At 63.9% G+C, this 26594-nt stretch carries 23 protein-coding genes and 1 pseudogene; 17 read left to right on the top strand and 7 right to left on the bottom strand.

Features of this window, described 5'->3' with window-relative positions; all coding sequences use genetic code 11:
- Positions 1-286: 286 nt before the first annotated feature.
- From ACVILH_RS13445 to ACVILH_RS13455, 3 genes are all read right to left on the bottom strand, one after another.
- Complete coding sequence (locus tag ACVILH_RS13445; RefSeq protein WP_456713316.1) at positions 287-688, bottom strand: hypothetical protein; 402 nt, start codon at positions 686-688, stop codon at positions 287-289.
- Between the two features lies 1 nt (position 689).
- Positions 690-1094 carry a DUF350 domain-containing protein gene (locus ACVILH_RS13450; RefSeq protein WP_456713317.1) on the bottom strand — a complete coding sequence of 135 codons (405 nt, stop codon included), beginning with the start codon at positions 1092-1094 and terminating at the stop codon, positions 690-692.
- A 69-nt stretch (positions 1095-1163) separates the two neighbouring features.
- The gene (locus ACVILH_RS13455) at positions 1164-1907 is read right to left on the bottom strand and encodes a GntR family transcriptional regulator (RefSeq protein ID WP_456713318.1); all 744 of its coding nucleotides are present in this window, start codon (positions 1905-1907) and stop codon (positions 1164-1166) included.
- A 189-nt stretch (positions 1908-2096) separates the two neighbouring features.
- Here ACVILH_RS13455 and ACVILH_RS13460 point away from each other — a divergent pair, with 189 nt between their 5' ends.
- From ACVILH_RS13460 to ACVILH_RS13490, 7 genes and pseudogenes are all read left to right on the top strand, one after another.
- On the top strand, positions 2097-3104 hold the full coding sequence (locus tag ACVILH_RS13460) for an ABC transporter substrate-binding protein (RefSeq protein ID WP_456713319.1): 1008 nt from the start codon (positions 2097-2099) through the stop codon (positions 3102-3104).
- A gap of 312 nt (positions 3105-3416) precedes the next feature.
- Entirely contained in the window at positions 3417-4229 is an 813-nt protein-coding gene (locus tag ACVILH_RS13465; protein WP_456713320.1) for an ABC transporter permease, read from the top strand.
- Between the two features lie 2 nt (positions 4230-4231).
- On the top strand, positions 4232-5011 hold the full coding sequence (locus ACVILH_RS13470; RefSeq protein WP_456713321.1) for an ABC transporter ATP-binding protein: 780 nt from the start codon (positions 4232-4234) through the stop codon (positions 5009-5011).
- Between the two features lie 215 nt (positions 5012-5226).
- Positions 5227-6384, top strand: a pseudogene (locus tag ACVILH_RS13475) (helix-turn-helix domain-containing protein); the annotation flags it as partial.
- A gap of 358 nt (positions 6385-6742) precedes the next feature.
- Positions 6743-7471 (top strand): maleate cis-trans isomerase family protein, encoded by a 729-nt coding sequence (locus ACVILH_RS13480; RefSeq protein ID WP_456713322.1) that lies wholly within the window; start codon positions 6743-6745, stop codon positions 7469-7471.
- A 20-nt stretch (positions 7472-7491) separates the two neighbouring features.
- Positions 7492-8895: a dihydropyrimidinase gene (hydA, locus tag ACVILH_RS13485; RefSeq protein ID WP_456713323.1), complete on the top strand. Its 1404-nt coding sequence runs from the start codon at positions 7492-7494 to the stop codon at positions 8893-8895.
- A 502-nt stretch (positions 8896-9397) separates the two neighbouring features.
- The gene (locus ACVILH_RS13490; RefSeq protein WP_456713324.1) at positions 9398-11590 is read left to right on the top strand and encodes a phospholipase D-like domain-containing protein; all 2193 of its coding nucleotides are present in this window, start codon (positions 9398-9400) and stop codon (positions 11588-11590) included.
- Positions 11591-12907: 1317 nt separating this feature from the next.
- On the opposite strand, the gene ctrA is transcribed toward ACVILH_RS13490, so the two are convergent.
- Positions 12908-13609 (bottom strand): response regulator transcription factor CtrA, encoded by a 702-nt coding sequence (gene ctrA, locus ACVILH_RS13495; RefSeq protein WP_006614002.1) that lies wholly within the window; start codon positions 13607-13609, stop codon positions 12908-12910.
- 388 nt (positions 13610-13997) lie between these two features.
- On the opposite strand from ctrA, the gene fliI reads away from it, so the two are divergent.
- From fliI to ACVILH_RS13515, 4 genes are all read left to right on the top strand, one after another.
- Entirely contained in the window at positions 13998-15320 is a 1323-nt protein-coding gene (fliI, locus tag ACVILH_RS13500; RefSeq protein ID WP_456713325.1) for a flagellar protein export ATPase FliI, read from the top strand.
- Positions 15321-15429: 109 nt separating this feature from the next.
- Entirely contained in the window at positions 15430-15849 is a 420-nt protein-coding gene (gene fliJ / locus ACVILH_RS13505) for a flagellar export protein FliJ (protein ID WP_008960735.1), read from the top strand.
- A gap of 150 nt (positions 15850-15999) precedes the next feature.
- Positions 16000-16548 (top strand): sigma-70 family RNA polymerase sigma factor, encoded by a 549-nt coding sequence (locus ACVILH_RS13510; RefSeq protein ID WP_172114569.1) that lies wholly within the window; start codon positions 16000-16002, stop codon positions 16546-16548.
- A gap of 60 nt (positions 16549-16608) precedes the next feature.
- Entirely contained in the window at positions 16609-17631 is a 1023-nt protein-coding gene (locus ACVILH_RS13515) for an anti-sigma factor (protein ID WP_456713326.1), read from the top strand.
- A 131-nt stretch (positions 17632-17762) separates the two neighbouring features.
- Here the strand turns inward: ACVILH_RS13515 and ACVILH_RS13520 are convergent, their stop codons facing one another.
- From ACVILH_RS13520 to ACVILH_RS13530, 3 genes are all read right to left on the bottom strand, one after another.
- On the bottom strand, positions 17763-17963 hold the full coding sequence (locus ACVILH_RS13520) for a hypothetical protein (RefSeq protein WP_456713327.1): 201 nt from the start codon (positions 17961-17963) through the stop codon (positions 17763-17765).
- A 371-nt stretch (positions 17964-18334) separates the two neighbouring features.
- Positions 18335-20464 carry a flagellar biosynthesis protein FlhA gene (flhA, locus tag ACVILH_RS13525; protein ID WP_456713328.1) on the bottom strand — a complete coding sequence of 710 codons (2130 nt, stop codon included), beginning with the start codon at positions 20462-20464 and terminating at the stop codon, positions 18335-18337.
- Between the two features lie 1112 nt (positions 20465-21576).
- Complete coding sequence (locus ACVILH_RS13530) at positions 21577-22155, bottom strand: TetR/AcrR family transcriptional regulator (protein WP_456713329.1); 579 nt, start codon at positions 22153-22155, stop codon at positions 21577-21579.
- A gap of 87 nt (positions 22156-22242) precedes the next feature.
- Between ACVILH_RS13530 and ACVILH_RS13535 the strand changes: the two genes are divergently transcribed.
- The 6 genes from ACVILH_RS13535 (at position 22243) to ACVILH_RS13560 (ending at position 26526) form a co-directional block, all read left to right on the top strand.
- Positions 22243-22608 carry a glutathione S-transferase N-terminal domain-containing protein gene (locus tag ACVILH_RS13535; RefSeq protein ID WP_456713330.1) on the top strand — a complete coding sequence of 122 codons (366 nt, stop codon included), beginning with the start codon at positions 22243-22245 and terminating at the stop codon, positions 22606-22608.
- 52 nt (positions 22609-22660) lie between these two features.
- A complete protein-coding gene (locus ACVILH_RS13540) occupies positions 22661-22888 on the top strand; it encodes a hypothetical protein (protein ID WP_456716969.1) in 228 nt (75 codons plus the stop codon).
- 27 nt (positions 22889-22915) lie between these two features.
- The gene (locus ACVILH_RS13545; RefSeq protein WP_456713331.1) at positions 22916-23551 is read left to right on the top strand and encodes a hypothetical protein; all 636 of its coding nucleotides are present in this window, start codon (positions 22916-22918) and stop codon (positions 23549-23551) included.
- A 493-nt stretch (positions 23552-24044) separates the two neighbouring features.
- The gene (locus tag ACVILH_RS13550; protein WP_456713332.1) at positions 24045-24668 is read left to right on the top strand and encodes a hypothetical protein; all 624 of its coding nucleotides are present in this window, start codon (positions 24045-24047) and stop codon (positions 24666-24668) included.
- Positions 24669-24869: 201 nt separating this feature from the next.
- The gene (locus tag ACVILH_RS13555) at positions 24870-25439 is read left to right on the top strand and encodes a hypothetical protein (RefSeq protein ID WP_456713333.1); all 570 of its coding nucleotides are present in this window, start codon (positions 24870-24872) and stop codon (positions 25437-25439) included.
- A gap of 163 nt (positions 25440-25602) precedes the next feature.
- On the top strand, positions 25603-26526 hold the full coding sequence (locus tag ACVILH_RS13560; RefSeq protein ID WP_456713334.1) for an alpha/beta hydrolase: 924 nt from the start codon (positions 25603-25605) through the stop codon (positions 26524-26526).
- Positions 26527-26594 lie beyond the last annotated feature (68 nt).

Consider the following 26594-nt stretch of genomic DNA (forward strand, 5'->3'; position numbering starts at 1 on the left):
CTGCGACGAGGCACGCAGCAGACCGGAGCGCGCCAGCAACGACGCGGCCATTGCTGATGGCGCGCGGTTCCGATGAGGAGCCGCACGGTTTGCGTGGCGAATCTGTCACGACCGCCGCGCGCGCGGCAGTCGTGATCATCGTCGGCGCCATCAGGCGCGAACGTGCCAACGGATGATTTCCGATGAGTCGGCAGGCGCGTTTTTTATGATTTTGAGTCTGTGTCAAAGATCCGGATCCAAGAGACATCACAAACGCGGTGATTTCACGGCGGTGTCGCGACCGAAATCAGCCGCCACCGCCGAAGCCATGGCCGAACCCGCCGAAGCCGCCGCGCGAAACGTGAGAGGATGAGGCCTCGGCAACATGGGACGAACTGCCGCCGCCGCGCGAGTCCGAATCCCCGCTCGAAAATCCCCAGCGGCCGGAGCCGCTGCCGCCGCCACCGCCACCGCCGCTGCTCGACCGGCGCGTGCTGCATTCGCTGGTTTGCGGCGCAGCCGCCATCGTCGGCGTCTCCGCCTCTTGCGGACAGCTCTGCTGGCGCGGCATCAGCGTGTAGGCCGTGCCGCCGACCGCGAGCGTGCCCATCAGCAGCAGCGCGACATGGCCGGAGCGCTTCACCGGCGGCGTCGGTGGAGGCGGTGGGAGCGGCCTGCGCTTGCCGAATTCGGGGCGTTGCTCGGTCATGTCAGTAGATCATCGAGGCGGCGTTGAGCGCGCCGGCCGAGAGCGAGGCGAGCCCGAGCCAGATCGCCGAGGCCAATTCGCCTGCGACGATGCGGTTGGCGAGGTCCGGCACCGGGATGCGCACGAGATAATAGACGATCACCTGCACGATGAGAGCGACCAGCGCCCAGATCAGGCAGTCCAGCACGTTGGCGGAATGCGCAATGGCGCTGACCAGCGGCAAGGTGAAGCCGAGCAGGCTGAGGCCGAGCGCGATCGCGGCCGAGGGATGATTGTCCCGGATCAGCTGGAACTCGTTGTAGGGCGTGACGCGGGTATAGATGAACAGGTACACCGTCACCGCGACCAGCGCGGTACAGAAATACACCAGAAAGGCCGGCAGGCCGGCGAGGGATTGCAGGATCATGATCAGGCCCGACGCGGAAAGCTCTCTTCTGTCGCGGCGCCAGTCTGACCGGTTCGACGTGAAGAAAGTCTATGCGCCGGCCTGCTTGGCCTGATCCAGCATCCGCAGCACGGACTCGCCGGTCTTGCGGGTGTGCGCGCTCAGCGCCTGCGCAAAGCCATGGCCGTCGCGGGCGCGCAGCAGCGCCATGAACGCCTCGTGCTCGCGCAACGACTCGTCCCAGCGGCTGGCATCGTAATTGGCCACCGCGCGGGCGCGGAAGACGCTGGCGTGCAAGGTGCTCCACATGTTCAGCAGCACGCTGTTGCCGGCGAGCCTGGTGATCTCTACGTGGATCTGCTGGTTGAGCCGGAAGTATGCGCCTCGCTCGGCGGCGCGATGCAGCGCCACCAGCTCGGCATGCATCGCGTCGAGCTTCGCGACATCGTCATCGCTGGCCCGCGCAGCCGCCGCGCGGCCGGCGGCGGCATCGAGCGCGACCATCACGTCGAAGATCTCGGCGATCTCGCGTGCATCGATGGGAGTCACCACCGGCGTGCGATGCGGACGCAGCGCGATCAGACCTTCGGCGGCGAGGATCTTGAAGGCCTCGCGCAGCGGCGTGCGCGACACGCCGAAGGTCTCGCACAGCATCCGCTCCGGCAGGGCTGCGCCCGCGGCGAGCTCGCCGTCGATAATCATCTCGCGCAGCTTGGCGACGAGCTGATCATGCAGCGACAGCCGCGCCAGCGGCCGTGTGGGCTGCTCGGAGGACAGCTTCAGCCGCGCCGGCTTGAAGCGGGTCTTGAGCTTGGGCCGGGATGCCGTGGTCATGACAGCTGCTGTGGCTCCCCCGTGATTGCCTGAATTTCGGGCGGCGCGCCCGCAGATCAGGCAAGTCACTAAATATGGATGACGACAAAGATATTGAAATTACAATATAAAATCAAGATTGCATATCGCATCCAATTGGCATGTCGCTTGCTGATAGGGAGAAAAGCCCTCGATTGATCTGCCTCGGAGATGACCGTGAACCGTTTCGTGCTGCCCATTCTCGCTCTGCTCGCGCTGGCGCTCCCCTCGCTCAGCTTCGCCGACGACGCACCCAAGATCAAACTCGGCTACGCCAAATGCGCGCATTGCACGCCGATGTCGCTGACGCCGCAATTCGCGGAAGGGGTGGCCATCGATGCAGTCGGCTTCAACACCGGCACCGATGCGCTGACCGCGCTGGTGTCGAAGAACATCGACGTCGCGCAGGTCACCTATCTGCATTACGCCATCGCGCTCGACAAAGGTTTTGACGTCGTCGCCATCTCCGGCCAGGTCAATGGCGGCTCGGCGATGTTGCTCGCCAATGATCTCGATGTCCCGCAGGGCGACTGGGGCGCGTTGAAGGCGCTGATCGCCAAGTCCAAGGCGGACGGCAAGCCGTTCCGCGTCGCGGCCTCGCGCGGCAATGCGCAGGATATTCACATGCGCGGCGCCTTCGCCAAGCAGGGCATCGACATCAACAAGGACGTGCAGTTCGTCAACATTCCTAATCCGTCCGACCATCTCCAGGCGTTGCGCCGCGGCGAGGTCGAGCTGATCTGCACCGTCGAGCCGTTCGCCACCCAGATCATGCAGGCCAAGGCGGCAAAGTTCTTCGGCTTCCCCTACGATCAGGCCGCCGGCAAGCTGACCAATCTGATCCTGACCCGCTCGGATGTCATCGCTTCCAACCCGAAAGCGCTGGAGGGCGTGGTGCGCGCGGTGGTGAAGGTCGACGCCCACATCGCCGCCGACAAGCCAGCGCTGATCGATGTCATCTCCAAGATCACCGGCCTCGACAAGGCGATCGCCACCGGCGCGGTCGAGAACCTCGATCCCGATCCGAAGATGTACCGCTCCTCCGCGCTCGCCATCGCCACGATGATGCGCGACCTGAAGTACATCAACTCCGATGTGACGGCTGCCGTCGAAAAGAACCTCGACTACCGCTTCCTGGAAGCCGCGACCGGCAAGCCGAAGAGTGAGCTTGGGTACTGATGAAGCTATGATTGCTACTATGAGGCAGGATCGAGCCGCGAAGACGGTGCACCCTCTCCCCTTGTGGGAGAGGGTGGTTTCTCACGAAGTGAGAAACCGGGTGAGGGGTCTCTCTCCGCGATCTCCCCTGTTGAGGCATACCCCTCACCCAACCGAGTTTGCTGCACGTTGGTACATGCCCTCTCCCACAAGGGGAGAGGGCGCAGTCATGGGCGGCTCGCCCGCGGTTGCTGTCACGGCACAGGCGGTCTCGGCGTCTCCACCATCGGCGTTCACCCGATCAATCTCAGTCCAGCGCCCTATGGCCTTCCAATGACCTCTGCACTCGCGCATTTGCGCAAGCTCGATCGCGCCATTGTCCCCGTGCTCGTGCTCGCCGGCTGGGAAGCGTTCTCCCGCTCCGGCGCGCTGCCGGCGGCCTTGCTGCCGGCGCCGTCGACGGTGGTGTGGGCATGGGCGGACTGGCTGATCGGCACCGACGGCAACACCCAGACCTATAGCGGCCATTGGCTCGCCGACATGCTGGCGAGCCTGTCTCGCGTCGCCGCTGGCTTCGCCATCGCCACCCTTCTTGGCGTCGCGCTCGGCGTCGCCATCGGCTGGTCGCGCAAGACCGAGATCGTGATCGAGCCGACCTTGCAGATGCTGCGCCCGATCCCGCCGGTGTCGTGGATCCCGCTCGCCATCATCTGGTTCGGCATCGCCAACAAGCCGGCGATCTTCCTGGTGTTTCTCGGCGCGTTCTTCCCGATCCTGCTCAACACCATCCATGGCGTGAAGACCTGCGACCGCAACCTGATCCGGGCCGGCGCCATGGTCGGCGGCAGCGAGCGCAAGCTGCTGCGCTACATCGTCGTGCCCGCGGCAATGCCCAGCATCTTTGCAGGGTTGCGCATCGGCATCGGCTCGGCCTGGATGCTCACCGTCACCGCCGAGATGGTCGCGGTGAAGAGCGGCCTCGGCTACGTGCTGTGGGACAGCTACTACTTCCTGCGTTACGATCTGGTGCTGGCGGCGATGGCGAGCATCGGCCTGCTCGGCTTCTGCAGCGACCTCGCCATCCGCATGGTGATGGCCCGCGTGCTGCATTGGCAGCGCAACACCACTTTGCGCGGCGGAGAGTGACAATGGCGACCATCGACATCTCCGGCGTCTCGAAGATCTTTGCCGACAAGAAGCGCAACGCCGACGTCACTGCGCTCGCGGACATCAACCTCTCCATCGCCCGCAACGAGTTCGTCTGCCTGCTCGGCCCCTCCGGCTGCGGCAAGTCGACGCTTCTCAACATGATCGCCGGCTTTGAGCAGCCGAGCGCTGGCAGCGTCAGCATCGACGGCCGGCCCGTCACCGTCCCAGGCGCCGATCGCGGCGTCGTGTTCCAGCACGCCAATCTGATGCCGTGGCTGCCGGTGTGGGAGAACGTCGCCTTTCATTTGCTGCTCTCCGGTGGCCAGAAAGCGGAGCGCCGCGCCCGCGCGCAGGTCTACATCGACATGGTCGGCCTCACCGGGTTCGAGAACCATTATCCGTCCGAGCTATCCGGCGGCATGAACCAGCGCGTCGGCATTGCGCGGGCGCTTTTGATGAATCCGCAGGTCATCCTGATGGACGAGCCGTTCGGCGCGCTCGACGAGCAGACCCGCATGGACATGCAGACCGAGCTGGTGCGCATCTGGCAGCAGCATCAGGGCACGATCGTGTTCGTCACGCATGGCATCGACGAAGCGCTGACCTTGGGCACGCATGTCGCCGTGATGAGCGCACGCCCCGGGCGGATCGTCGAGATCATCAAGATCGACCTGCCGCGGCCACGGGATATCACCTCACCGCAGTTCAATGCGTTGAAGCGGCATATCCTTGCGCTGTTGCGGGGGCAGAGGGTGGAGCAGGAGAGGGCGCTGGCATGATCCGCGGCCGGCTCTATGGCGCAGAGATTCAGGGCCTGCTCTTGCCGCGGGGGCGGATCGCTGCATCATCCATGACATCCGCCTTCGCGGCACGGTCGGTGCACCCTCTCCCCTTGCGGGAGAGGGTGGTTTCTGGTCCAAACCGGCTACATAGGTGACAGAACAAACCGACGACATGGGTGACAGGTTGAGGTGATCGGCAGGAGGACTTGCCGATGGGCTGGAAGGAAACCTGCGCTGTGGACGAACGGATGCGTTTTGTGTTGGCAGTTGAAGCGGGAGAGAAGTCGTTTGCGGCACTCTGTCGGGAGTTCGGGATCAGCCGGCAGCAGGGCTACAAGTGGTGGCACCGCTACCAGGAGGAGGGTTTGGAGGGTCTGTTCGACAGGTCCCGAGCGCCTTTGCATCACCCCCAAGCAATCTCGGGGAAGATCGCCGAGCTCTGCCTCGAAGTCCGACGGGCTCATCCGACCTGGGGACCAGCGAAGGTACGCGCCTTTCTCAAGCGGAAGCGGCCCAGCACGACATGGCCCGCGGCCAGCACGATCGGAGCGCTGTTTGACCGCGAGGGTCTCACGGTGAAGCGGAAGATTCGTCGCCGCAGCCCTCCTTCGAGCTTTCCATTTGCCGATTGCGAGCAAGCCAACGATGTCTGGTGCATCGACTTTAAGGGCTGGTTTCTGACTGCGGATGGCACCCGTTGCGAACCGCTCACGCTGACGGACGCAGAGAGCCGCTGTCTGCTGCGGTGCCTGCCGTTGCAGCGTACCGACGGTGAGCATGTCTGGCCCGTGCTGGATGCGGCATTCCGCGAATTTGGCCTGCCGCTGCGGATGCGATCGGACAATGGCGCACCCTTCGCATCACAGGGTGCGGGCGGGTTGTCGCGGCTATCGGTGAAGCTGATCAAGGCCGGCGTCACACCGGAGCGCATCACGCCCGGCAAGCCGCAGCAGAACGGCCGCCACGAACGTATGCACCTGACGTTGTTGCAGGACACCGCGAAGCCGCCGGCCCGAACGTTGCGCGAGCAGATCAAGCGCTTTCAGAGCTTCCAGCGCATCTTCAACGAAGAACGGCCGCACGAGGCTCTCGACAACGCAACGCCAGCCGAGCGCTATCGTCCCTCGCCGCGCGCCTATCATGGCGTGCTGCGCTCACCCGAATACGAAGCGGACAGGGATGTCCGGCGTGTTCGCCACAATGGCGAGATCAGGTGGGGCGGCGAAACGATCTACATCAACCAGGCGCTCGCGGGTGAGCCGGTCGGCCTCTTGGAAACCGAGACGGGCTGGACTGTGAGCTATGGACCCGTCCTGCTCGGTACCATCGATCCAAAGAAGCACCTGCTCAGGCCGCCGAAGCGAAAGCGCCGTGGACTTGTGGACAACGCTACGCGTTGCCCACAGGGTCCACAGCGGCAAACGCAGCAAAAACCACAACAATTGAAGATCTGAACAAAACGAGAATTGTGTCAACTATGTCGTCGGTCAGATCTGTCACCTATGTCCCCGGTTGCTCATCTCACGAAGTAAGAAACCGGGTAAGGGGTCTCTCTCCGCGATCTCATCTGCCGAGGCAGACCCCTCACCCAACCGAGTCCGCTGCACGGTCGTACATGCCCTCTCCCACAAGGGGAGAGGGCGCAGTCACGGGCGGCTCGCCCGCGGCTGCTGTTGAAGTATTTCTCCATAGGCCGCAATTGGCTATGGCAAAGGGATTCACTCACCAATGACCAAACGCACCCTTCTCGGCATGCTGACGCCGTCATCCAACACGGCGCTGGAGCCGATCACCTCGGCGATGGTGGCTGACCTGTCGAACGTGTCAGCGCATTTCTCGCGCTTCAAGGTCACCGAGATCGCGCTCTCCACCGACGCGCTCGCGCAGTTCGACATCAGCAACATTCTGCGCGCCGCCGAGCTGCTGGCGCATGCCAAGGTCGACGTCATCGGCTGGAACGGCACGTCCTCCGGCTGGCTCGGCTTCGAGGCTGACGTCAAGCTCTGCGAGCAGATCACCGCGGCCACCGGCATCCCTGCGACCACCTCGATGCTAGCGCTGAACGAGATCCTGGCGATGTCGAAGGCCACATCGCTCGGTCTCGTCACGCCCTATCGTGACGACGTGCAGGCTCGCATCATCTCCAATTACGCCAAGCTCGGCATCACTTGCCGCGGCGACCGGCATCTCAATCTGCAGGACAATTTCTCCTTCGCGGAGGTGACCCCGGCCGAGATCGAGACCATGATCCGCGAGGTCGTGCGCGAGAAGCCGGATGCCATCGCTGTCGTCTGCACCAACATGCGCGCCGCGCCGCTGGTGGCGCGGCTGGAGCTCGAGACCGGCATTCTCATTCTCGACACCATCGCCACCGTGGTATGGAAGTCGCTGAAGCTGGCCGGCGTCGATGTCGCCGGCGTCAGCGGCTGGGGATCGCTGTTTCAGAAATTCGCTTGAGATTGGGGAGAGCGCGTCACATGGCTGCCTTCGACACCGTCATCCGCAACGGCACCGTCGCCACCGCGAGCGACACCTATAAGGCCGATGTGGCCATCAAGCGGGGCCGCATCGCCGCGATCGGCGAGGCCATCACCGATGCCGACGAGATCGTCGACGCCTCCGGCCTCCTGGTGCTGCCTGGCGGCATCGACAGCCACGTCCACATCAGCCAGCCCTCCGGCCCCGGCATCGTCATGGCCGACGATTTCGAGAGCGCGACGCGCGCCGCGGCTTTCGGCGGCAACACTTTCGTGATGCCCTACTGCCTGCAGGAGAAGGGCCAGCCGCTCCGCGCGGCGCTCAGGGATTATCACGCGCTCGCCGACAAGGCCTGCTACGTCGACCACTCCTTCCACCTCATCATCGCCGATCCCACTGACGCGGTGCTAGGCCAGGAGCTGCCGGCGCTGGTCGCCGACGGCTATTCGTCGCTGAAGATCTTCATGACCTATGAGGGTCTGGCGCTCAACGACTACGAGATCCTCGGCGTGCTGCAGGTCGCGCGCGAGCAGGGCGCGCTGGTGCAGATCCATGCCGAGAACTACGATGCGATCCGCTTCCTCACCGACCGGCTGGAGCGCGCAGGCCACATCGCGCCTTACTATCACGGCAAGTCGCGCCCGATCCCGGTCGAGCGCGAGGCGACCCACCGCGCGATCTCGCTGGCCGAGCTGATCGACGTGCCGATCGTCATCGTCCATGTCTCCAACCGCGAGGCGATGGAGGAGATCCGCCGCGCGCAGATGCGCGGGCTGAAGATCCACGGCGAGACCTGCCCGCAATATCTGGTGCTGACGGAAGAGGACATGCAGGGTCTCAACATGGAAGGCGCCAAATATGTCTGCTCGCCGCCGCCGCGTGACAAGGCGAGCCAGGAGGCGTGCTGGGAGGGCCTGCAACAGGGCGTGTTCTCGCTGTTTTCCAGCGATCACTGCCCGTTCCGCTATGACGACGAGGCCGGCAAGCTGACGCCGAAGGGCCGCACCAGCTTCCGCTGGGTCCCGAACGGCATCCCCGGCGTCGAGACCCGCCTGCCGATCCTGTTCTCCGAGGGCGTCAGCAAGGGCCGCATCACCCTCAACCAGTTCGTCGCCTTCACCGCGACCAACCATGCCAAGACCTACGGCCTGAAGGGCAAGGGCTCCATCGCCATCGGCTACGATGCTGATATCGCGCTGTGGGACCCGAAGAAGACCGCCAAGATCAGCCAGGCCGGTTTGCACCACGGCTCCGACTACACGCCCTACGAAGGCATCGAGATATCAGGCTGGCCGGTCGCCACGATGCTGCGCGGCAAGTTCGTGGTGCGCGATGGCCAGCTCGTCGGCGTCAAGGGTGACGGCCGCTACGTCACGCGCGGCAAGCCTGGCGCGGTTGCGTAGGGCAGGCATTCTTCCGTCTCTCGTTGCACCGACCGTATCGTACTACGAGATGAGCCGAGATCACGCCGCGACGACAGTGCGCTCCCTCTCCCCGTTCTTCACGGGGAGAGGGCTGGGGTGAGGGGCAGCCACACGGGTGGTGTTACCAGGGTTGCAGCTCTCCAACGGAATGCATCTGGCGTGGAATGTGACGCGACATCTTCATGATGACGTCCAGTCGTGGTTCGTGAATGAGTGCGGAAAGCCTTTCACTGACACCACCCGTGCCGCTGCCCCTTACCCCGACCCTCTCCCCGTAAGAACGGGGAGAGGGAGTGCACCGCCGCTGCGGCGACGGCTTGAGGCCATCACCACGCCCGGCTTTCGTCGACTAGCTCACCGTCCCCCTCCGCTGCACCGCACTCGCCCGCCGCGACCTCCGCCATTCGCTTTCTTGTCCCGGATGTGTCGAACCATCGTTACAACTGCGCGACATACTTCTTGTCAGACAAGGAGTGCTGCCATGCCCGCGCTTGCATTTTCCAACAATGATATTGCCGTCGTCGCCTGGACCTTCGATCGGCGTCTCGACGGCTGTCTCGGCTTCGCCATCCACCGGATCGACGTCAACGCCAACACCGACACCGTGCTGCCGGCGCTGGCCCGCTTTGCCGGTCAGACCGCCGACAAGCTCGGCACCGACCAGGCTCCGGTGCAGAAATTCTGGTGGAAGGACCTGTATGCCAAGCGCGGCGGCAGCTACAAATATCGCATTGTGCCGATGGGCGGCACGCCCGGCCAGACGTTGACGCCGCTCGAAGGCGTCGCGCCGCTGGAGAGCAACCAGGTCACGCTGACGCCCGAGCGGCCGCCGTTCCAGGCCTATTTCAACCGTGGCATCACCGCGACCCAGGCGCTCAGCCGCGCGCTGAACGACAAGCCGAGCGTGCCGGCGCTGGCGCCGCACATCCTCGATCCCACCGATCCGATCCGCATCCACCTGATGGGGCAACTGCAGGATGGCCTGACCTCGCTCCTGAAGCGGGCTGATGCCGGCGGCGGCACCATCCATGCCGCGCTCTACGAGCTGAACGATCCCAAGGGGCTCGAGAAGCAGCTGCACCAGAACCCGAAGAGCCGCATCGTCATCCTCGGCAACGAGCAGGGCAAGGACTCCGACGACGCTGACGCGGAGAACCGCGCCAACCTCAAGGCCGCCGGTGTCACCGTGATCGACCGCATCCTCGGCAAGGGCTCCATCCCGCACAACAAGTTCATGGTGCTGAGCGAGAACGGCAAGCCGGCGGCGGTGCTCTCAGGTTCGACCAACTGGACCTCGACCGGCCTGTGCACCCAGACCAACAACGCGCTAGTGGTGGAAAGCCCCGAGCTTGCCGAGCGCTATCTGTCCTATTGGAACGCGCTGAAGGCCGATGTCGATGCCGCCGACGGCGAGAAGTCGGCGTTGCAGTCGCAGACCCTGCGCGACTTCGCCCATGCCAACAACGCCAGCTCGATCAAGACGCCGATCGATCTCGGCCATGGCGTCACCATCGAGCCGATGTTCTCGCCGAACACGCAAGGCAAGCTCGGCAGAAATCCGGATACGCCGAACGACATGGGCCGGGTGTTCGATCTGATGGACAAGGCGAAGCACGCCGTGCTGTTCCTCGCCTTCGATCCCGGTAACAACTCCATTCTCAACAAGGCCGGCGAGCTGCTGGCGAAGAAGCCCGATCTGTTCGTGCGCGGCGCGCTGACAACTCCGGTGCGTGCGACCGAGTTCTCGAAGTCGCTGCATGCAGGCGGCCATTCGGAGAGCGGCGGCGACGAGGTAGCGGACGACGCCGCGCCCGAGGTGAAGGTGGTCGGCGAGCGCGGCACGCCGAAACGGAGGGGTGAGAAGCCGAAAGATGAAGACCCTGCCGATTTTCGTGCAGTTCCTGCCGGTGCAGTTCGTCCGTCGGACGTCTTTGGAAAATGGGAGGCCGAGCTCGCCAAATACGGCTTCGCCATCATCCACAACAAGATCGTGGTGATCGATCCGTTCAGCGACGATTGTGTCGTCGTCACCGGCTCGCACAATCTCGGCTTCCGCGCCTCGCACAACAATGACGAGAACATGCTGATCATCCGCGGCCACCGCGGCCTCAGCGAGGCCTATGCCTGTCATGTCCTCGATCTCTACGACCACTACGCCTGGCGCTTTCTGCTGAAGCAGCACCCCGACATCTTCGGCAAGCCGCTGCAAGGCGACGACACCTGGCAGGACCGCTACATCAAGGGCGCTGAGGAAAAGTCGCCGGAGCTCCGGTTCTGGCTGTCGGCGGCAGGTGGGGTCGCCGCAAGCGGCGGCGAGAGCAGCAGCGGCGGGGTGGCTCCGAAGAAGCCGGCGAAGTCTGGCGGAGCTGACAAGCCGACGAAGACACCGTCTGCGAAGACCAACCCGACGGATTCATCGGCCAAACCAGCCAAACCCACCAAGAATGCCACGAAGAAAGTAGCGGCCGCCGCTAAAACGACCGCCGACCGGAAGAAAACAACCAAGAAGAAGGTGGCCAAGAAGGCGACGAAGACCGCCCAGAAGCGAAGCGCGGCCGCGAAGAAGTCAAAGGCAAAGACCACGAAAAAAGCGGCGAAGCGACCTGCAAAGAAGGCGGCCAAGGCGACTAAGAAAAGCGCCGCGAAGAAGAGGGTCACTAAGAAGGGAGCTTGATCCGTGCGATCCGGCTCATCTGTGAGATGTTGCTGCGCAACGCTCGGTGGGAGCTGAGCGGGTGCTTGTCAGTTCGAGCCACACTCGCGCGGCAATGGCGGTGCGCCCCCCCCGTCCCCCTTGCGGGGAGGGGTCGGGGGTGGGGGTTTCTTGCTCGGGAGGATTTTGGGGCAGAGACTGACAAGCGGCGTCTTGGTCATGAGATCGCCTGCTGATCAGCGTCAGATAGGGGGGCTTTCATGTGGACCTTTTCCGGGGACCCCTACCCCAGACCCCTCCCCGCAAGGGGGAGGGGAGCGCACCGGTGGCGTAGCGAAAGCTCTCGTCCGGCGTTGCAGAGGCTCGGTTGAGCGCAACCAGACTCGAATTCGAGAATTTCTGTTTCTCGAAAATTTCTCTTTCGCTTTCTCAGAAAACGTGCTTTACTCCGCCCCGTCTCGCCCCAACGAGGGAATGCTTCGCGGTCGTCACGGACGTCGGGTGTGGGATGCGATGGGCGCTTGGGGTCGCAGCATGGTTCGCCGTGCCGACGAACGATCCCGGGTGCACGGTGAAATCGCGTGGTCCTGGCCTCCCGGTGCTGAGGCCAAGCGCGTGGGCGTTGCGGTTGACGCTGCCTGCGGGTGATGGGGGCAAGACAGCCGGTCCCCAGGGAGATCGCGTATAAGTCGTAAAGCCATCGCGCAGGGAGGGCCGGGTGTTTCGGCCAGACCTGTGGTGACTGCCGCCTGCTTTTTTCTCTAGCAGGCGGGCCACGGGCGCGGCCAGCGCCCGGCCTTCCCTGCGCCCTCAGTTCGGAAGAGGGCGGTGAGAATGGCTCATCACTCGGGCGCAGGGCGCCGCGAGATCGCGAGGGTGTGTGACGACGGTTTCTTGGCGAGCTCGATGAGCGCGATTGCGCTCATGTGTGAGATGCAACTGCGCCACGCGTGGGGAAGGTGAGGGAGTGCTTGGCAGTTTGAGCCACGCCCGCGCGGCAATGGCGGTGAGCTCCCCTCCCCCTTGCGGGGAGGGGTTGGGGGTGGGGGTTTCTTGCTCAGGAGGCAGTTTGGGGCAGGGACTGACAAGCGGCATGTTGGCGGTGAGATCGCTTGCTGATCGGCTTACGTCGAAGGGGCCCACATGGAAACTATTTCCTGAGACCCCCACCCCCGACCCCTCCCCGCAAGGGGGAGGGGAGTCCACCTATCGCTTTACGGGGGCTCGTGTCCAACCCTGATCAGCTCACCCCCCCACAAACAAAAACCCCGCCATTCGCGGCGGGGCCCAGTCTGGGAGGAGCGGGCCGTGAGGCCTGCCGGAGTACCCAGTGAAAGATCAGGCGGGGATGCGCTCGTCGAGGTCGTGCGGCTCGCGCAGCACGTAGCCGCGGCCCCAGACGGTCTCGATGAAGTTGCGGCCTTCGGACGCGTTGGCGAGCTTCTTGCGCAGCTTGCAGATAAAGACGTCGATGATCTTCAGCTCGGGCTCGTCCATGCCGCCGTAGAGATGATTGAGGAACATCTCCTTGGTCAGCGTCGTGCCCTTGCGGAGCGAGAGCAGCTCCAGCATCTGGTATTCCTTGCCGGTCAGGTGCACGCGCTGGCCGCCGACTTCGACCGTCTTGGTGTCCAAGTTGACGACGAGGTCGCCGGTCTGGATGACCGACTGGGCGTGGCCCTTGGAGCGGCGGACGATCGCGTGGATGCGGGCGATCAGCTCGTCCTTGTGGAACGGCTTGGTCATGTAGTCGTCGGCGCCGAAGCCGAGACCCTTGACCTTGTCCTCGATGCCCGCGAGGCCGGACAGGATCAGGATCGGAGTCTTGATCTTGGAGACACGCAACTGCTTGAGCACGTCGTAACCGGACATGTCGGGCAGATTGAGGTCGAGAAGGATGATGTCGTAATCGTACAACTTGCCGAGGTCGACGCCTTCTTCGCCGAGGTCAGTCGTGTAGACGTTGAAGCTCTCGGACTTCAACATCAGCTCGATCGACTGCGCGACGGCGCTGTCATCCTCAATCAGCAAAACGCGCATGCCAGTTCCCCATAGTCGCCGCTCCGGGCGTCAGGTCGGCCGCCATCGCGGCACTCAAAACGCCTTTGAACAACTGATTCGGATCCTGACGAGAGATGGTTAACAAATCCTGATTCCGCTGCGCAAGCTCTAACCGTGCAATTTTTGTCGAATCGCCGTAAGGTGTTGCGAAGAAGCAGTTTTTCTCAGCCGTCCTCGTTCAAGCTCCATGTGAAGAGATGGAACTAACCGACTCTCGTTCCTCACCGCTTTTGGGGGGCGGCAAAGCGCACTACGTCAGTCACTCCAGACCATGACGCAATGATTAATGATGCGAGTAAACACAGAGTTAAACCGGCGCAGCGAATCTGCCCCTACTTAAGGTTTTCGCAATGAAGGCGCTTTGGTGATGAAAGCTCTTGCCGAGCAGATCAGCGACATCGACGCGGTCAACACCTATGGCCGCGTCGTCGGCGTGAAGGGGCTGATGGTGGAGATCGCCGGGCCGATTCACGCGATGTCCGTCGGCGCGCGCCTCGTGATCGAGACCGGCAGCTCGGTCATTCCTGCCGAGGTGATCGGCTTTTCCGGTAAGAATGCGGTGGTGATGCCGTTCGCGGGCCTCGAAGGCGTGCGGCGCGGCTGCCGGGCGGTCATTGCCAACTCGGCCAATCAGGTGCGGCCGTCGCCAGCCTGGCTCGGCCGCGTCGTCAACGCGATGGGCGAGCCGATCGACGGCAAGGGCCCGCTGCCGAATGGCGCCGCACCGGTTCCCTATCGCAACAATCCGCCGCCGGCGCATTCGCGCAAGCGCGTAGGTCTCCCGCTCGATCTCGGCGTGCGAGCACTGAACACGTTTCTCACCTGCTGCCGCGGCCAGCGGCTCGGCATCTTCGCGGGCTCCGGCGTCGGCAAGTCGGTGCTGCTGTCGATGCTGGCGCGCAACGTCGATGCCGCGGTGTCGGTGATCGGGCTGATCGGCGAGCGCGGCCGCGAGGTGCAGGAGTTCCTGCAGGACGATCTCGGCGAGGAGGGTCTCGCACGCTCCGTCGTCGTCGTCGCGACCTCCGACGAGCCGGCGCTGATGCGGCGGCAGGCGGCGTATCTGACGCTCGCAATCTCCGAATATTTTCGCGATGAGGGTAAGGATGTTCTCTGCCTGATGGACTCCGTGACCCGCTTCGCGATGGCGCAGCGGGAGATCGGGCTGTCGGCCGGCGAGCCGCCGACCGCGAAGGGCTACACGCCGACCGTGTTCACAGAGCTGCCGAAGCTGCTCGAGCGCGCCGGTCCCGGCAGCGGCGACGGCACCATCACCGGCATCTTCACGGTGCTGGTCGACGGTGACGATCATAATGAGCCGGTGGCGGACGCGGTGCGCGGCATTCTCGACGGCCATGTCGTGATGCAGCGTTCGATCGCCGAACGCGGTCGCTATCCGGCGATCAACATCCTGAAGTCGGTGTCGCGGACGATGCCGAAATCGGCCGATCCGGTGTTTCTGCCGACCATCATGCGGGCGCGGCAGGTGATGGCGACCTACGCCGACATGGAAGAGCTGATCCGTCTCGGCGCCTATCGCGCCGGCTCCAGCCCGGAGGTCGACGAGGCGATCAAGCTGCACGAGCCGCTGGAGGCCTTCCTGCGGCAGCGCAAGGACGAGGTCTGTACCCTTTCTCAAGGGTATCTGGAGCTGGAACAGATCCTGGGGCGCTTGGAAACGGAAAGCTAACTTTGTCGGGACATCATCCGCTCCATGTCACGAGCCTAGTCGGCGAGCCCAGTAAGGGCGGCCGGCCCTGTCCCGCGCCGTCTACGGGACTTCTGGGGAGTATGAGTCGATGAAGTCGCGCGAAACGCTGATCCGTCTGAAGAAATTTCAGGTGGATGAGAAACGCCGCCGGGTGACGCAGATCGAGGGCATGATCGCTGACTTCCAGCGCATGTCGGCCGAGCTCGAGCGGGAGATCCAGACCGAACAGGAGCGGGCCGGGATCAACGACCCGACCCATTTTGCCTATCCGACCTATGCCAAGGCGGCGATCCAGCGCCGCGAGAACCTGACGCGCTCGGCCGACGAGCTGCGCGCCCAGCTCGAGGATGCAAAGGCTGCGCTGTCGGAGGCATTCGAGGAGATGAAGAAGGTCGAGCTGCTCGACGAGCGCGATCAGGCCCGTGAAAAGGCCGAGGAGAGCGCCCGCGAGCAGGCGGACATGGACAGTATCGGCCTGATGCGCGCCCGGCTCGGCGTCATCGCCTGAGCCGGACCGCCATGGTCGGAAATCATCGAAAACCCGGGCCGCGAGGTCCGGGTTTTTCGTCGCGCCCGCCCGGCTGGAGCGCCGCGCGCGATATGTGCTACGGGAGGACAGGGTCGAGTGAAGGAGTGGGGCGATTTTCGGGGACGCTGAATGCTGACGCCGGCAGAGCTGGTCTGGCTGCTTGCCGCGGTCGCCAAGGGGGATGAGGCTGCCTTCGAGCGCCTCTATGCGGCGACGCGCGCGAAACTCTATGGCGTCGTGCTCCGTATCTTGCACCGTCAGGACCTCGCCGAGGAGGTCGTGCAGGAGACCTATGTGAAGGTCTGGAATAACGCGGCGCAGTTCGATCCAGCGGTGTCTTCCCCCATTACCTGGATGGCCGCGATCGCCCGCAACCGCGCGATCGACCTCGTGCGCAAGCGCGGCGAGCTGTCTTTGGAGGATGAGCCCTCTGCGCTCGAGGTCGCGGCCGAGACGCCCGATCCGCTGGCGCGGCGCGAGATGTCGGAGGAGCTCAAGCGTCTCCTGGAATGCGTCGGCCGGCTCGAGCCCGACCGGCAGAAGCTTGTGCTTCTTGCCTACTATAACGGCTGGAGCCGCGAGCAATTGGCGACCAAGTTCGAGGCGCCGGTGAACACGGTGAAGACCTGGCTGCGGCGGAGCATGATGGATATCCGCCAGTGCCTCGGGATCGGATGAGGGGCGGTTCGGACTGAGCGTGGACGATCGAGCTTTTGGGTGACGTGACCTGGACCTGTGATGGCGTATAGCGAAGACCATATCGCGCTGGCGGCGGAGTATGCGTTGGGCACGCTCGACGCCGCCGAGCGCGCGCAGGTCGAGACCATGATGACCGTCGACCAGGCGTTCGCGGCGCTGGTCCAGGCCTGGGAGTTTCGTCTCGGGCCGCTCAACCAGATGGTCGGGCTGGTCGAGCCGCGCCCGGAATTGTGGGAGCGGATCAAGGCCGAGATCGCGCGGTCCGGCGCAAGGGCAGCGGTCATTTCGCCGCCTCCGGCCGAAGCGGATGCTGAGGCTCCGGCAGCCGTGATTCCACCGGACTCCGAAGCTCCGGCTGTCGTTGCACAGGCTCCGGCCGTCGACGCACTTCCGCCGGAAGCTCCGAGCGCTGACGCCGCCGTGGAGATTCCACGCCAGGATACGCCGGCCGAAGCGCCGCCGGTCGTGCCGCCCCGTCGCCCCGCCGCAACGCAGGAGGTTGCGAACGACAACGCCAATGTCGTTCAGCTCGTCTCCAAGGTTCGGCAGTTGCGCACCGTCGCCAATGTCATGACCGCAGTCGCCGCGGTGCTGCTCGCGCTGCTTGGCGTCCAGCTGTATCGCCCGGAGCTGCTGCCGCAGCCGCTGCAGCCGAAGGCGCGCATCCAGACCGTCGAGGTTAAGGTGCCGGCCGCGCCGCAACCCGCCGCGCAGCTCGTCGCGCTGCTGCAGAAGGATGCGGCCTCGCCGGCCTTCATCCTCACCGTCGATGCCGGCAGCAAGAGCTACACCGTGCGCCGCGTCGGCGCCGCGCCGGAGCCGGGCAAGAGCTTCGAGCTGTGGCTCGTCTCCGACAAGCTGCAGAAGCCGCGCTCGCTCGGCGTGATCGGCGGCAGCGACTTCACCAGCCGTCCCGTTCTCTCCGCCTACGACGCCGACACCGTCAACCGCGCCACCTACGCCGTCACCGTCGAGCCGGAGGGCGGCTCGCCGACGGGGCAGGCGACCGGGCCGATCGTGTTTACGGGCAAGCTGATCGAGACGGTGCCGCCGGGCAAATGAAGCAAAAAGACAAAAAGAAAACGCCCGTGGGGAGCGGGCGTTTTCGGTAGTCGACTTGGGGTTGGGTCTACTACATATCCACGCGGCCAGTTGGGGGGCTGTGAGAACCGCGTGAATTCCTGAAATTCCAATCAGCGAACCAGTGACGATTGCGAGCTTGTCACCGCGACCGGCTTGCCGGCCTTGATGACCTTGGCTGTCTGCGTGTAGTTCGGCTCCGCATTCAGACGGGCGGAGATGCCGAAGCCGGCCACCGCGATGCCAGCCACGAGCGCAACCACCACGCTCTTGAGGTGGGTCGTCCGATCCGCGCTGTAAATCGAGTGGTTCATGGAAGCCTCCTGCCGTCTTCCGTCCTTCGCTGATTCGTGTGAGCCGGCGGCGTTCCGGTTCATCGTCTCGCATCCAAGAACGTAGGAAACCTCGATTCTGTTTCGTAGTGGTCATCACAAGCGTGTGATAAGGCGTGATGCCGCGCGATTGCGGATGAATACGAGATGAATAACGCATTGTATTACAGTGGCTTGCCTGAAAGTTCGGTGTGTGGCGGAAAAGTCAGCCAGCTAACGCAAAATTAAGAAATCGTTTGCCTGTGGCGGTGAAGCACAGGCGGTTTTGCCTGGAAAAATGGCAAAACCGGCCCGTTGGACCGGTTCTGCCTTCAACAACTTGGGACTGACTCGCAGGTTCCGCGCCTCCTGTCTCAAACGCTCCCGACCGTCTTCAGCCGCGCCCGCGGATGAATCTCGGCCTGCGACAGCACCGTGGTCTGGGCGCGGAAGCGCTCGACCAGCGAGCGGACGAAGGGACGGATCGCCGCCGACGTCACCAGCACCGGCGACTCGCCCTCGCGCGCGGCGCGCTCGAAGGCGTCGCGGGTCGCGGTCATGAACTCCGACAGCTTCGACGGTTGCATCGCCAAGCTGCGGTCCTCGCCCTGGCCGATCAGCGATTCCGCAAACGCCTGCTCCCATTTCGGCGACAGCGCGATCAGCGGCAGATAGCCCATCGGCGAGGTATTCTGGGCGCAGATCTGGCGGGCGAGTCGGGCGCGGACGTGCTCCACGATCGTCGCCGGGTTGCGCGAGAAGGCGAGCGCGTCGGCGACGCCTTCGAGGATGGTCGAGAGATCGCGGATCGAGATCCGCTCCGACAACAACAGCTGCAGCACGCGCTGCAGGCCGGAGATCGTGATCTGCGTCGGCACGATGTCCTTGACCAGCTCGCCTTGCTCCTTCGGCAGCTCCTTCAAGAGCTTCTGCACCTCGCCGTAGGAGAGCAGGTCGCTCATATTGGCCTTGAGCAGCTCGGTCAGATGCGTCGATAGCACCGTCGCCGCATCCACCACCGTGTAGCCCTTGAGCGTCGCCTCTTCCTTCAATCCGGCATCGACCCAGGTGGCCGGCAGGCCGAAGGTCGGCTCCGTCGTGTGGATGCCGGGCACCGCGACCTGGTTGCCGCCGGGGTCCATGACCATGAACTGGCTCGGCCAGATCTTGCCGGAGCCGGCGTCGACCTCCTTGATCTTGATGATGTAGGTGTTGGCCTCGAGCTGGACGTTGTCGAGGATGCGCACCGACGGCATCACAAACCCCATCTCGATCGCCAGCGACCGCCGGAGCGCCTTGATCTGGTCGGTCAGCCGATCTGTGCCGTCTGGCGCGTTGACCAGCGGCAGCAACGCATAGCCCAGCTCGATCTTGAGGTCGTCGATCTTCAGCGCGGCGGAGATCGGCTCCTCGGCCGCGACGGCCGTGGCTGCTGCCGTAGGCGCGGCGGCGGCTGCGGCGACCTCCTCGGCCTTCGCCACCTCCTTGTGCCGGCGCGCCTTCAGCGCCAGCGCGGCAGCGCCGCCACCGAGCGCGAGGAAGGGGATGGTCGGAATGCCCGGCAGCAGCGCCAGCACCAGCATGACGGCGGCGGACATGCCGAGCGCCTGCGGATAGCCGGAGAACTGCTTGATCAGCGCCTTGTCGGCGGCGCCGGTCACGCCGGCCTTCGAGACGAGCAGGCCGGCCGCGGTGGAGACGATCAGCGCCGGCACCTGGGTGACGAGACCGTCGCCGACGGTCAGGGTGGTGTAGGTGCGGGCCGCCTCGGCAAAGCCCAGGCCCTGCTGGGCGACGCCGATGATGATGCCGCCGATGATGTTGATGAAGACGACGAGGAGGCCCGCGACCGCGTCACCTCTGACGAATTTCGATGCACCGTCCATCGCGCCGAAGAAGCCGCTTTCGTCCTCCAGCTCCTTGCGCCTGATCTTGGCGACCTTCTCGTCGATCAGGCCGGCGGAGAGGTCGGCGTCGATCGCCATCTGCTTGCCCGGCATGGAGTCCAAATGGAAGCGTGCCGCGACTTCGGCGATGCGGCCCGAACCCTTGGTGATGACGACGAAGTTCACCGTCACCAGGATCGCAAACACGATGATGCCGATGACGAAGTTGCCGCCCATCACGAAATTGCCGAATGCCTCGATGACGTGGCCGGCCGCATCGGTGCCCTCATGGCCGCGCGACAGGATCAGCCGGGTCGAAGCCAGGTTCAGCGACAGCCGCAGCATCGTCGAGATCAGCAGGATGGTCGGGAAGGACGAGAATTCCAGCGGCGCCTGGATGAACAAGGCGGTCATCAGGATCAGGATCGACAAGGTGATCGAGATCGCCAGGAACAGGTCGAGCACCAGCGAGGGCAGCGGCAGGATCAGCACCACCAGGATGGTGAGGATGCCGAGCGCCAGCGCGATGTCGCCGCGCAAGATGATGGTCTTGAGGTCGTTGAATGAGAATCCGCCGGCCGGGGATCCGGCCCCCTGACCCGCCGTGACGTCGACCATGGCTTTCGCCCCTTCCCGCGGGCCGCGTTTGCCGGCCCCAAACGACTGCGCGGCGGCCACGGGGCCACCGTTTCGAAACTGAGGTACCGCGCCGGCGTCCACGGAAGCTCTCCCCCGTCAACTGCACCCAACCACGACACGCATAGTCCCACTGGGCAATTTTTGCCCGGTGTATGGTTAGCGTTCGGTTAACGGCGGTTAACAAGAGGCTGCGGGGAGCGGGGATGTGCGCTCCTGCCGCATGGTCTGCCAGCCGCTCCGGCTTGCGGGGATTGCTCCTCATGGTGAGGAGCGCCGAAGGCGCGTCTCGAACCATGAGGCCGAGGTCCGGGCCTCGCCCTTCGAGACGACCGCCTTCGGCGGTCTCCTCAGGGTGAGGGGAGGTGCCGGAGCGCGGGGCTTGAAAACCCTCAACAGGCGCTTGGTCCTTCCCGACGAGGGCGCTGAGCATGATCAATGTGCAGCTCCGGCCTCCGCCCATCTCATCATGGTGAGGAGCGTCGCCCTTGCGACGCGTCTCGAAACATGAGGCCCCTGGCGGTGCAATCTGGCAGCCAACGAGCTATTCCGTCTGGTAGACACGCGCCATCATCTCCCGCGGCGCATCGCGCCCGAGTTATGCAATCAGATCCGCCCTCAAAACCGGGGAGGGCGCAGGGAAGGCCGAGCGCTGGCCGCGCCCGTGGCCCGCCTGCAGCAAAAAAAGCAGGCGGCAGTCACCACAGGTCTGGCCGAACACGCCCGGCCTTCCCTGCGCGACGGTTGGAACGGCTTATACGTGGTCTCCCTGGTGCGCCGGGCTTGTTGGCCACCATGGCGACAATGCGCTTACGCGCATTGCGCTGGACACCAGCGTCGGGGTGTCAGGACCGCACGACTTCGCCGTGCGCAACGAACCGTTCGTCCGCGCGACCGAGGCCACGCTGCGATTCCTTGCGCCCATCGCATCCCACCTCCCACGTCTCGTGACGGTCGCGACACGCCCCTCCGGCGGAAGCAGGACGGGAGAGATATACAAGAATTCTGGAAAAAAGAAAACAAGAATCTTTCGATAAACCGAACATGGGGGTGGGGCGCCGCCTCGCCGGCCGCCTTTTCAGCACAGCATCCTTCTACGCGAGGGACCATCCATGCAGCAACTCTCCCAATGTTTTGCGGAAGCGAGAGGAGGCTCCTCGTCGGGGCAGCGCCAGTTCGCGGAGCAGCATGCCGGTGAGAACGTCAACGAACACCGGAGCTCGATCGGCGGCTCGCGGCACACAAGCGGCAACGAGCGCAATCTGGGCTGTCTTGTTCCACGTCTCCTGGAGGTCCGCGATGCTTGCGCGGTACCTCTCCGCCCGGGCTGCAGCCAGGAACGCCTCATAACAGGCGAGGTGCACCTCCGGATTGCTGGCGGCCTCGTCTGCGTACCAGCGAGCCAATTGCTCGATCCACTTCGTCCTTGAGAAAGTATTGCCGGCGAGCTTTCGACTGAGTGCGTGCTGCCTGCCTCGCTCACGCTCTATGGCGGACTGCAGAGCCGCCTCGATCAGCTCGTCGCGACTCCGGTAGTGGTATGTCACCGCCCCCAGCGACAATCCCGCCTCGAGCGCGACCGCGCGATGCGTCACACCCGCCAGCCCATGGCGGCCGATCAGCTTCAGCGTGGCCAACAGTGCAGCGTCGCGAGCAGCCGGAGCTTGCATCATTCAGTCTCCCCGGAAGCCGCTGGCCTTGACGACAGAACATATGTTCTGTATCGCAGAACAAACGTTCTGCTGCGGAGCTCTCCGACAATGAACTATGTTCTCCATTATTTTCCGGAGTCCGGCAACAGCTATAAGCTTGCTCTCATGCTGCGGCTCTGCGGGCAACCATTCAAGCTGGTCTGGACAGATTTTGCCGGCGGGGTGACCTGGTCGAAGCAGTGGCGGGAACAAGTGAACGAGATGGGCGAAATCCCTGTTCTGGAGGAGGGTGGACGGAAGCTCACGCAAACGGGTCCCATCCTTCTGCGCTTGGCAGAGCGATACGGGCGCTTCGAAGGTCAGACGGAGGAGGACAGATTCGCCGTGTTGCGTTGGCTGTTTTGGGACAATCACAAGCTCAGCGGATACCTGGCAGCCTATCGTTACAGACGCGCCTTTTACGGAAAATCCTGATCCGCACGAGCTCGGCTTTCTCAAGCGGCGAACCGACGATTGTCTAAGAATTCTGGAGCGGCATTTCGACAGCAATATCTTCGCTGTCGGACCGGCGCCGACCATCGCCGACGTCTCGATGCAGGCCTATCTCTCCTACCCCGGTGACGAACATGGCTACGATCTCCCTGCGAACTTTCCTGCGACGTTCGCGTGGCTGGAGAGGCTGAGGAGCATTCCGGGCTGGACGAGCGCCTATGACCTTCTTCCGGGCCACCGATTAACGAATTTCGCCCGGTGAGCCTGCAAGACCGGGCGACTGTCCTGATTGGCAGGAGGCAAGCGCAAGCTGTCGTTGCGCTTTGATCGCAATCTCCGAGGACATCTTCCCCGCAGCGTAAACCGTAAGTTCGCGGAGGTCATCATTCGTGATATTTTGTCACGACGACGCGTGCGTGATCCCGGCACTGTGGCGAGCATCCATCAGCCGATGGAGCGGGCGTTTGTGCAAGGTCACCGTAACGCCTGCGGTCATCGGAATGGAGCCTTCGATAATGGGCCTTTGGCAATGGAGCCTCTGATGAAGTGCCCTCGGGTTTATGCCACGGCCGACGGCGAGTCGCATTTCGATGAGGTCGACATTCCGGTGAGCGCGCGGCAGGTCCACCCGGAGGCGGCCGTTTTCGGCGTGTCCGCAACATATGCGAGCACACATATCAGCTTCACACGCATTCCGGCCGGGGCAGGACTGGTCGATTGGCACACCGTGCCGCGGCGCTCGCTCACCGTGCGGCTCAGCGGATCGGCGGAGTACCAGACCAGCGACGGAGACCGAAGGCACGTCCCGGCCGGAGGCTTCATCCTGTTCGAGGACACGCACGGCAAGGGACACAGGACGGTCCATTCTCCGGAGGAGCAGACCGTCATCTGGATCAGTCTTCCGCAGGGGCTCGGTCAAGCCTGACGCGGGTGGCTGCGGTCAGCCCGGTGGTCTGTCGATCATCTGCAAGGGCGCCGCAAAGCATCCCGAGCGCCGGATCGCCCGGATCCTGTCAATCGACGGCACCGTGGCTGCTGCGCCGCGGCTCTCATCTGACCGTGTGCTCAATGCGGACTTGTCGCGCCCGCGCGCTAAGATAGAATGACGGACAGTGTCGCTCCATGAGTGAATGCCATGTCGGATGGTTTTGAATATTCGATCGATTTGTCCTTGGCCCAATCGAGAGCGTGTCGAGATATCTCCACGCGAGCCTTCGAGCAGCGGCTTCAACTGCTGCGCTGAAACTCACGTCTTGAAGCGCTCACCTCGGAGCAGGGCTGCGTCGGCTCGTCTCGCTGGGTGAGCTGCCCCAAAAATCGCACGAGACTCTGCCCGAGAAACAGCGGCCGCTGCGGTGCTTCATCGCCGATCCACTGCTATCATGCAGCCGTACGACTCGACGCGATGGAGGACCGTGATGGCAGTGAACATGGCGCAGAAGCGAGCCAAGAAGGCGCAGCGGCGCAAGCAATTGGCGACCCTGGCGAAGCGCGAGGACGCGATCTACAACAGCCTTCCGGCCCGGTTGGCAAGGGCGGCACAAGCGCCGATCCGGCATTGCTGCGTCAATCAGGGTCTGTTCGAGGTCGGCATGGGGACGCTGCTCCTGACGCGTGGCCATGCGTCGCCCTACAACGTCGCCGTGTTTTTGCTCGACACGTTCGCGCTGGGCGTCAAGGACGTGATGTTCAGGACGCTGGAGAGCGCGCAGATCGAGCAATATATGGCGATGGCGGATGCGGGCGGGACCATGGTCCCGATCGCTCCGAGCGAGGCCCGCAAGCTGCTGCGCGAGCTTGTGGCATGGTCGAAAACCCATGGCTTCGCTCCGCATCGGGAGTTCGCCGCGCTGGAAAAGTTCTTCGGCGACGTCAATGCCGATGACAGCGACGCCGTGTTTCAATTCGGCAGGGATGGTCAGCCGGTCTTGATCGGCGAGATTGATCTCGATCCCGACGTGGAGTGGGAGTTGGTGGACGAGGAGCCGGATACGAAGCTCGTGGATCAAAGCGAATTGAGCCGTCGCGGCGACGCCGGCTGAGGCGAGCCGGCGAAGTCATGCTTGGCCTCGAGCCGTGATCGCGGGTCCTGCGCGAGCGTCAATCAGTGCGTGGCGTGGGGCCGTAGGCAAGGTCGCGTGACCGCCTGCAGTCATCGGGCCGGGACAAGTCCGCTTTGAGCACGAGGTCGGATGAAGGCAGCACGCGCACTTCGATAGAACGGAAGCAGTGTCGCTCCACGAGTGAATGCAATGACGGATAGTTTTGAATATTCGATCGACTTGTCCCTGGCGCAATCGCGAGCGGAAAAGATCATCGCATGCATCAAGCGGTGGCAGGCGGAGCACGACCTCCGTCCGTTCGAATATACGAGGCATCTGAGGGTTTCGCCAACGTCGATTCCTCATAGCCATCCCGTGTTGACGCTGAACACCGAGCTCTACGATCCGGCCGCGATCTTGTGCGAATATCTGCATGAGCAGATGCATTGGTATCTCACCAAATTGAAGGTCGCTGACGACGGCGCGCCTCTGATCGTCGAGTTGAAGCGCCGCTATCCGGTGGCGCCTGTTGGATTTCCGGAGGGAGCAAACGATGAATATTCGACCTATCTTCATTTGCTGGTGAATTGGCTGGAGATCGAGGCGGCCTCCGTGTTTGTCGGCCGTGACCGTGTAGAAGAGATCGCCCGCAACAAGCGCTATTATCGTTGGATGTACCGAACGGTGCTGTCGGATTGGCGTTCGCTCGATGAGCTTTACCGAAGCTACGATATCGTGCCGATCAAGCCGGCCGAAAGCTTCCGGGATTGAACGGATTGGCCACGGGAGGTCAATAATCGCCGTCGCCTATTTTCCGGATGTCCAGTTCCGTAATTTCTCGGGCATCTGCGTTCGTGACATTTTGTAACGACGCTGCGTGCGGCCTTCTTTAAGCAACACGTGCTGCTATCGTCTGACGACGATGGAGCTCTCGATGTTGCGTTCGACACTTGCTGTTTTGCTGGCTGCTGGCCTGTTGCTGCTGCAGCCGGTTTTCCCATCAGCTGCATTCGCCGGTCCCTTCCTGGAGCGGTTGCAGGCGCGGATGACGGCGCGTGAGGCCGGGAGCCAGGGTACGCCGTCGACTGAATACGCCTATGGGAGCGATCCGCTGCAGAAGCTCGACGTCTGGCAGGCGAGGGGAGGCGCGGCTGCGCCGCTGGTCGTGTTCGTGCATGGCGGCGGATGGAAGCGGGGCGACAAGCGCAACGCGACCGGGGCGGCCAAGGTCGAGCACCTGCTCGCGCAGGGCTATGCATTCGCCTCGATCGACTACCGGCTGGTGCCGGCGGCGACCGTCGAGCAGCAGGCGGCGGACGTTGCCATGGCAGTCGCGTGGTTGCGCAACAATGCTGGGCGGCTTGGGATCGATCCGTCGCGCATCGTGCTGATGGGGCATAGCGCTGGCGCACATCTCGTTGCGCTGGTCGGGACCGATCCGAGGTACTTCACGGCAGCGGGGCTGTCCTTGCGCGATATCAGCGGCATCGTCGCGCTTGATGGCGCGTGCTACGACGTGGCGCGCCAGCTCGCCGACAGCGGTCGCTTCATGCTCGACACCTACATCCAGGCGTTCGGCACCGAGCCAGAGCGCCAGCGCGCGCTGTCGCCGACGCTGCAAGCAGCAAAGCCGAATGCGCCGGCCTTCCTCATCCTCCATGTCGACCGCGCCGACGGCAAGGCACAGTCCGAGGCGCTTGGCGCCGCCCTGATGCAGGCGGGCACGCCGGCGGAAGTCCAGGGCGTCGGCGGCACCGGCCTGCGCGGCCATATGGAGATCAATCGCGAGCTCGGCGATCCCAGCCATCCGGCGACGGCGATCGTCGACGCCTGGCTGCGCAAGACAATCGGCAAGTGACGATCCCCGATCAACCGTCTCTCACGCGTAAAGCGCCTTGTCGATGTCCTTACCTTACAACGATCCAA

This window comes from Bradyrhizobium sp. USDA 4353, from assembly GCF_054063215.1.

What these genes read in the sequence shown, in the direction of transcription:
- ACVILH_RS13445 (WP_456713316.1), bottom strand. Translation starts at nt 688, where the DNA reads ATGACCGAGCAACGCCCCGAATTCGGCAAGCGCAGGCCGCTCCCACCG.
- ACVILH_RS13450 (WP_456713317.1), bottom strand. Translation starts at nt 1,094, where the DNA reads ATGATCCTGCAATCCCTCGCCGGCCTGCCGGCCTTTCTGGTGTATTTC.
- ACVILH_RS13455 (WP_456713318.1), bottom strand. Translation starts at nt 1,907, where the DNA reads ATGACCACGGCATCCCGGCCCAAGCTCAAGACCCGCTTCAAGCCGGCG.
- ACVILH_RS13460 (WP_456713319.1), top strand. Translation starts at nt 2,097, where the DNA reads ATGACCGTGAACCGTTTCGTGCTGCCCATTCTCGCTCTGCTCGCGCTG.
- ACVILH_RS13465 (WP_456713320.1), top strand. Translation starts at nt 3,417, where the DNA reads ATGACCTCTGCACTCGCGCATTTGCGCAAGCTCGATCGCGCCATTGTC.
- ACVILH_RS13470 (WP_456713321.1), top strand. Translation starts at nt 4,232, where the DNA reads ATGGCGACCATCGACATCTCCGGCGTCTCGAAGATCTTTGCCGACAAG.
- ACVILH_RS13480 (WP_456713322.1), top strand. Translation starts at nt 6,743, where the DNA reads ATGACCAAACGCACCCTTCTCGGCATGCTGACGCCGTCATCCAACACG.
- hydA (WP_456713323.1), top strand. Translation starts at nt 7,492, where the DNA reads ATGGCTGCCTTCGACACCGTCATCCGCAACGGCACCGTCGCCACCGCG.
- ACVILH_RS13490 (WP_456713324.1), top strand. Translation starts at nt 9,398, where the DNA reads ATGCCCGCGCTTGCATTTTCCAACAATGATATTGCCGTCGTCGCCTGG.
- ctrA (WP_006614002.1), bottom strand. Translation starts at nt 13,609, where the DNA reads ATGCGCGTTTTGCTGATTGAGGATGACAGCGCCGTCGCGCAGTCGATC.
- fliI (WP_456713325.1), top strand. Translation starts at nt 13,998, where the DNA reads ATGAAAGCTCTTGCCGAGCAGATCAGCGACATCGACGCGGTCAACACC.
- fliJ (WP_008960735.1), top strand. Translation starts at nt 15,430, where the DNA reads ATGAAGTCGCGCGAAACGCTGATCCGTCTGAAGAAATTTCAGGTGGAT.
- ACVILH_RS13510 (WP_172114569.1), top strand. Translation starts at nt 16,000, where the DNA reads ATGCTGACGCCGGCAGAGCTGGTCTGGCTGCTTGCCGCGGTCGCCAAG.
- ACVILH_RS13515 (WP_456713326.1), top strand. Translation starts at nt 16,609, where the DNA reads ATGGCGTATAGCGAAGACCATATCGCGCTGGCGGCGGAGTATGCGTTG.
- ACVILH_RS13520 (WP_456713327.1), bottom strand. Translation starts at nt 17,963, where the DNA reads ATGAACCACTCGATTTACAGCGCGGATCGGACGACCCACCTCAAGAGC.
- flhA (WP_456713328.1), bottom strand. Translation starts at nt 20,464, where the DNA reads ATGGTCGACGTCACGGCGGGTCAGGGGGCCGGATCCCCGGCCGGCGGA.
- ACVILH_RS13530 (WP_456713329.1), bottom strand. Translation starts at nt 22,155, where the DNA reads ATGATGCAAGCTCCGGCTGCTCGCGACGCTGCACTGTTGGCCACGCTG.
- ACVILH_RS13535 (WP_456713330.1), top strand. Translation starts at nt 22,243, where the DNA reads ATGAACTATGTTCTCCATTATTTTCCGGAGTCCGGCAACAGCTATAAG.
- ACVILH_RS13550 (WP_456713332.1), top strand. Translation starts at nt 24,045, where the DNA reads ATGGCAGTGAACATGGCGCAGAAGCGAGCCAAGAAGGCGCAGCGGCGC.
- ACVILH_RS13560 (WP_456713334.1), top strand. Translation starts at nt 25,603, where the DNA reads ATGTTGCGTTCGACACTTGCTGTTTTGCTGGCTGCTGGCCTGTTGCTG.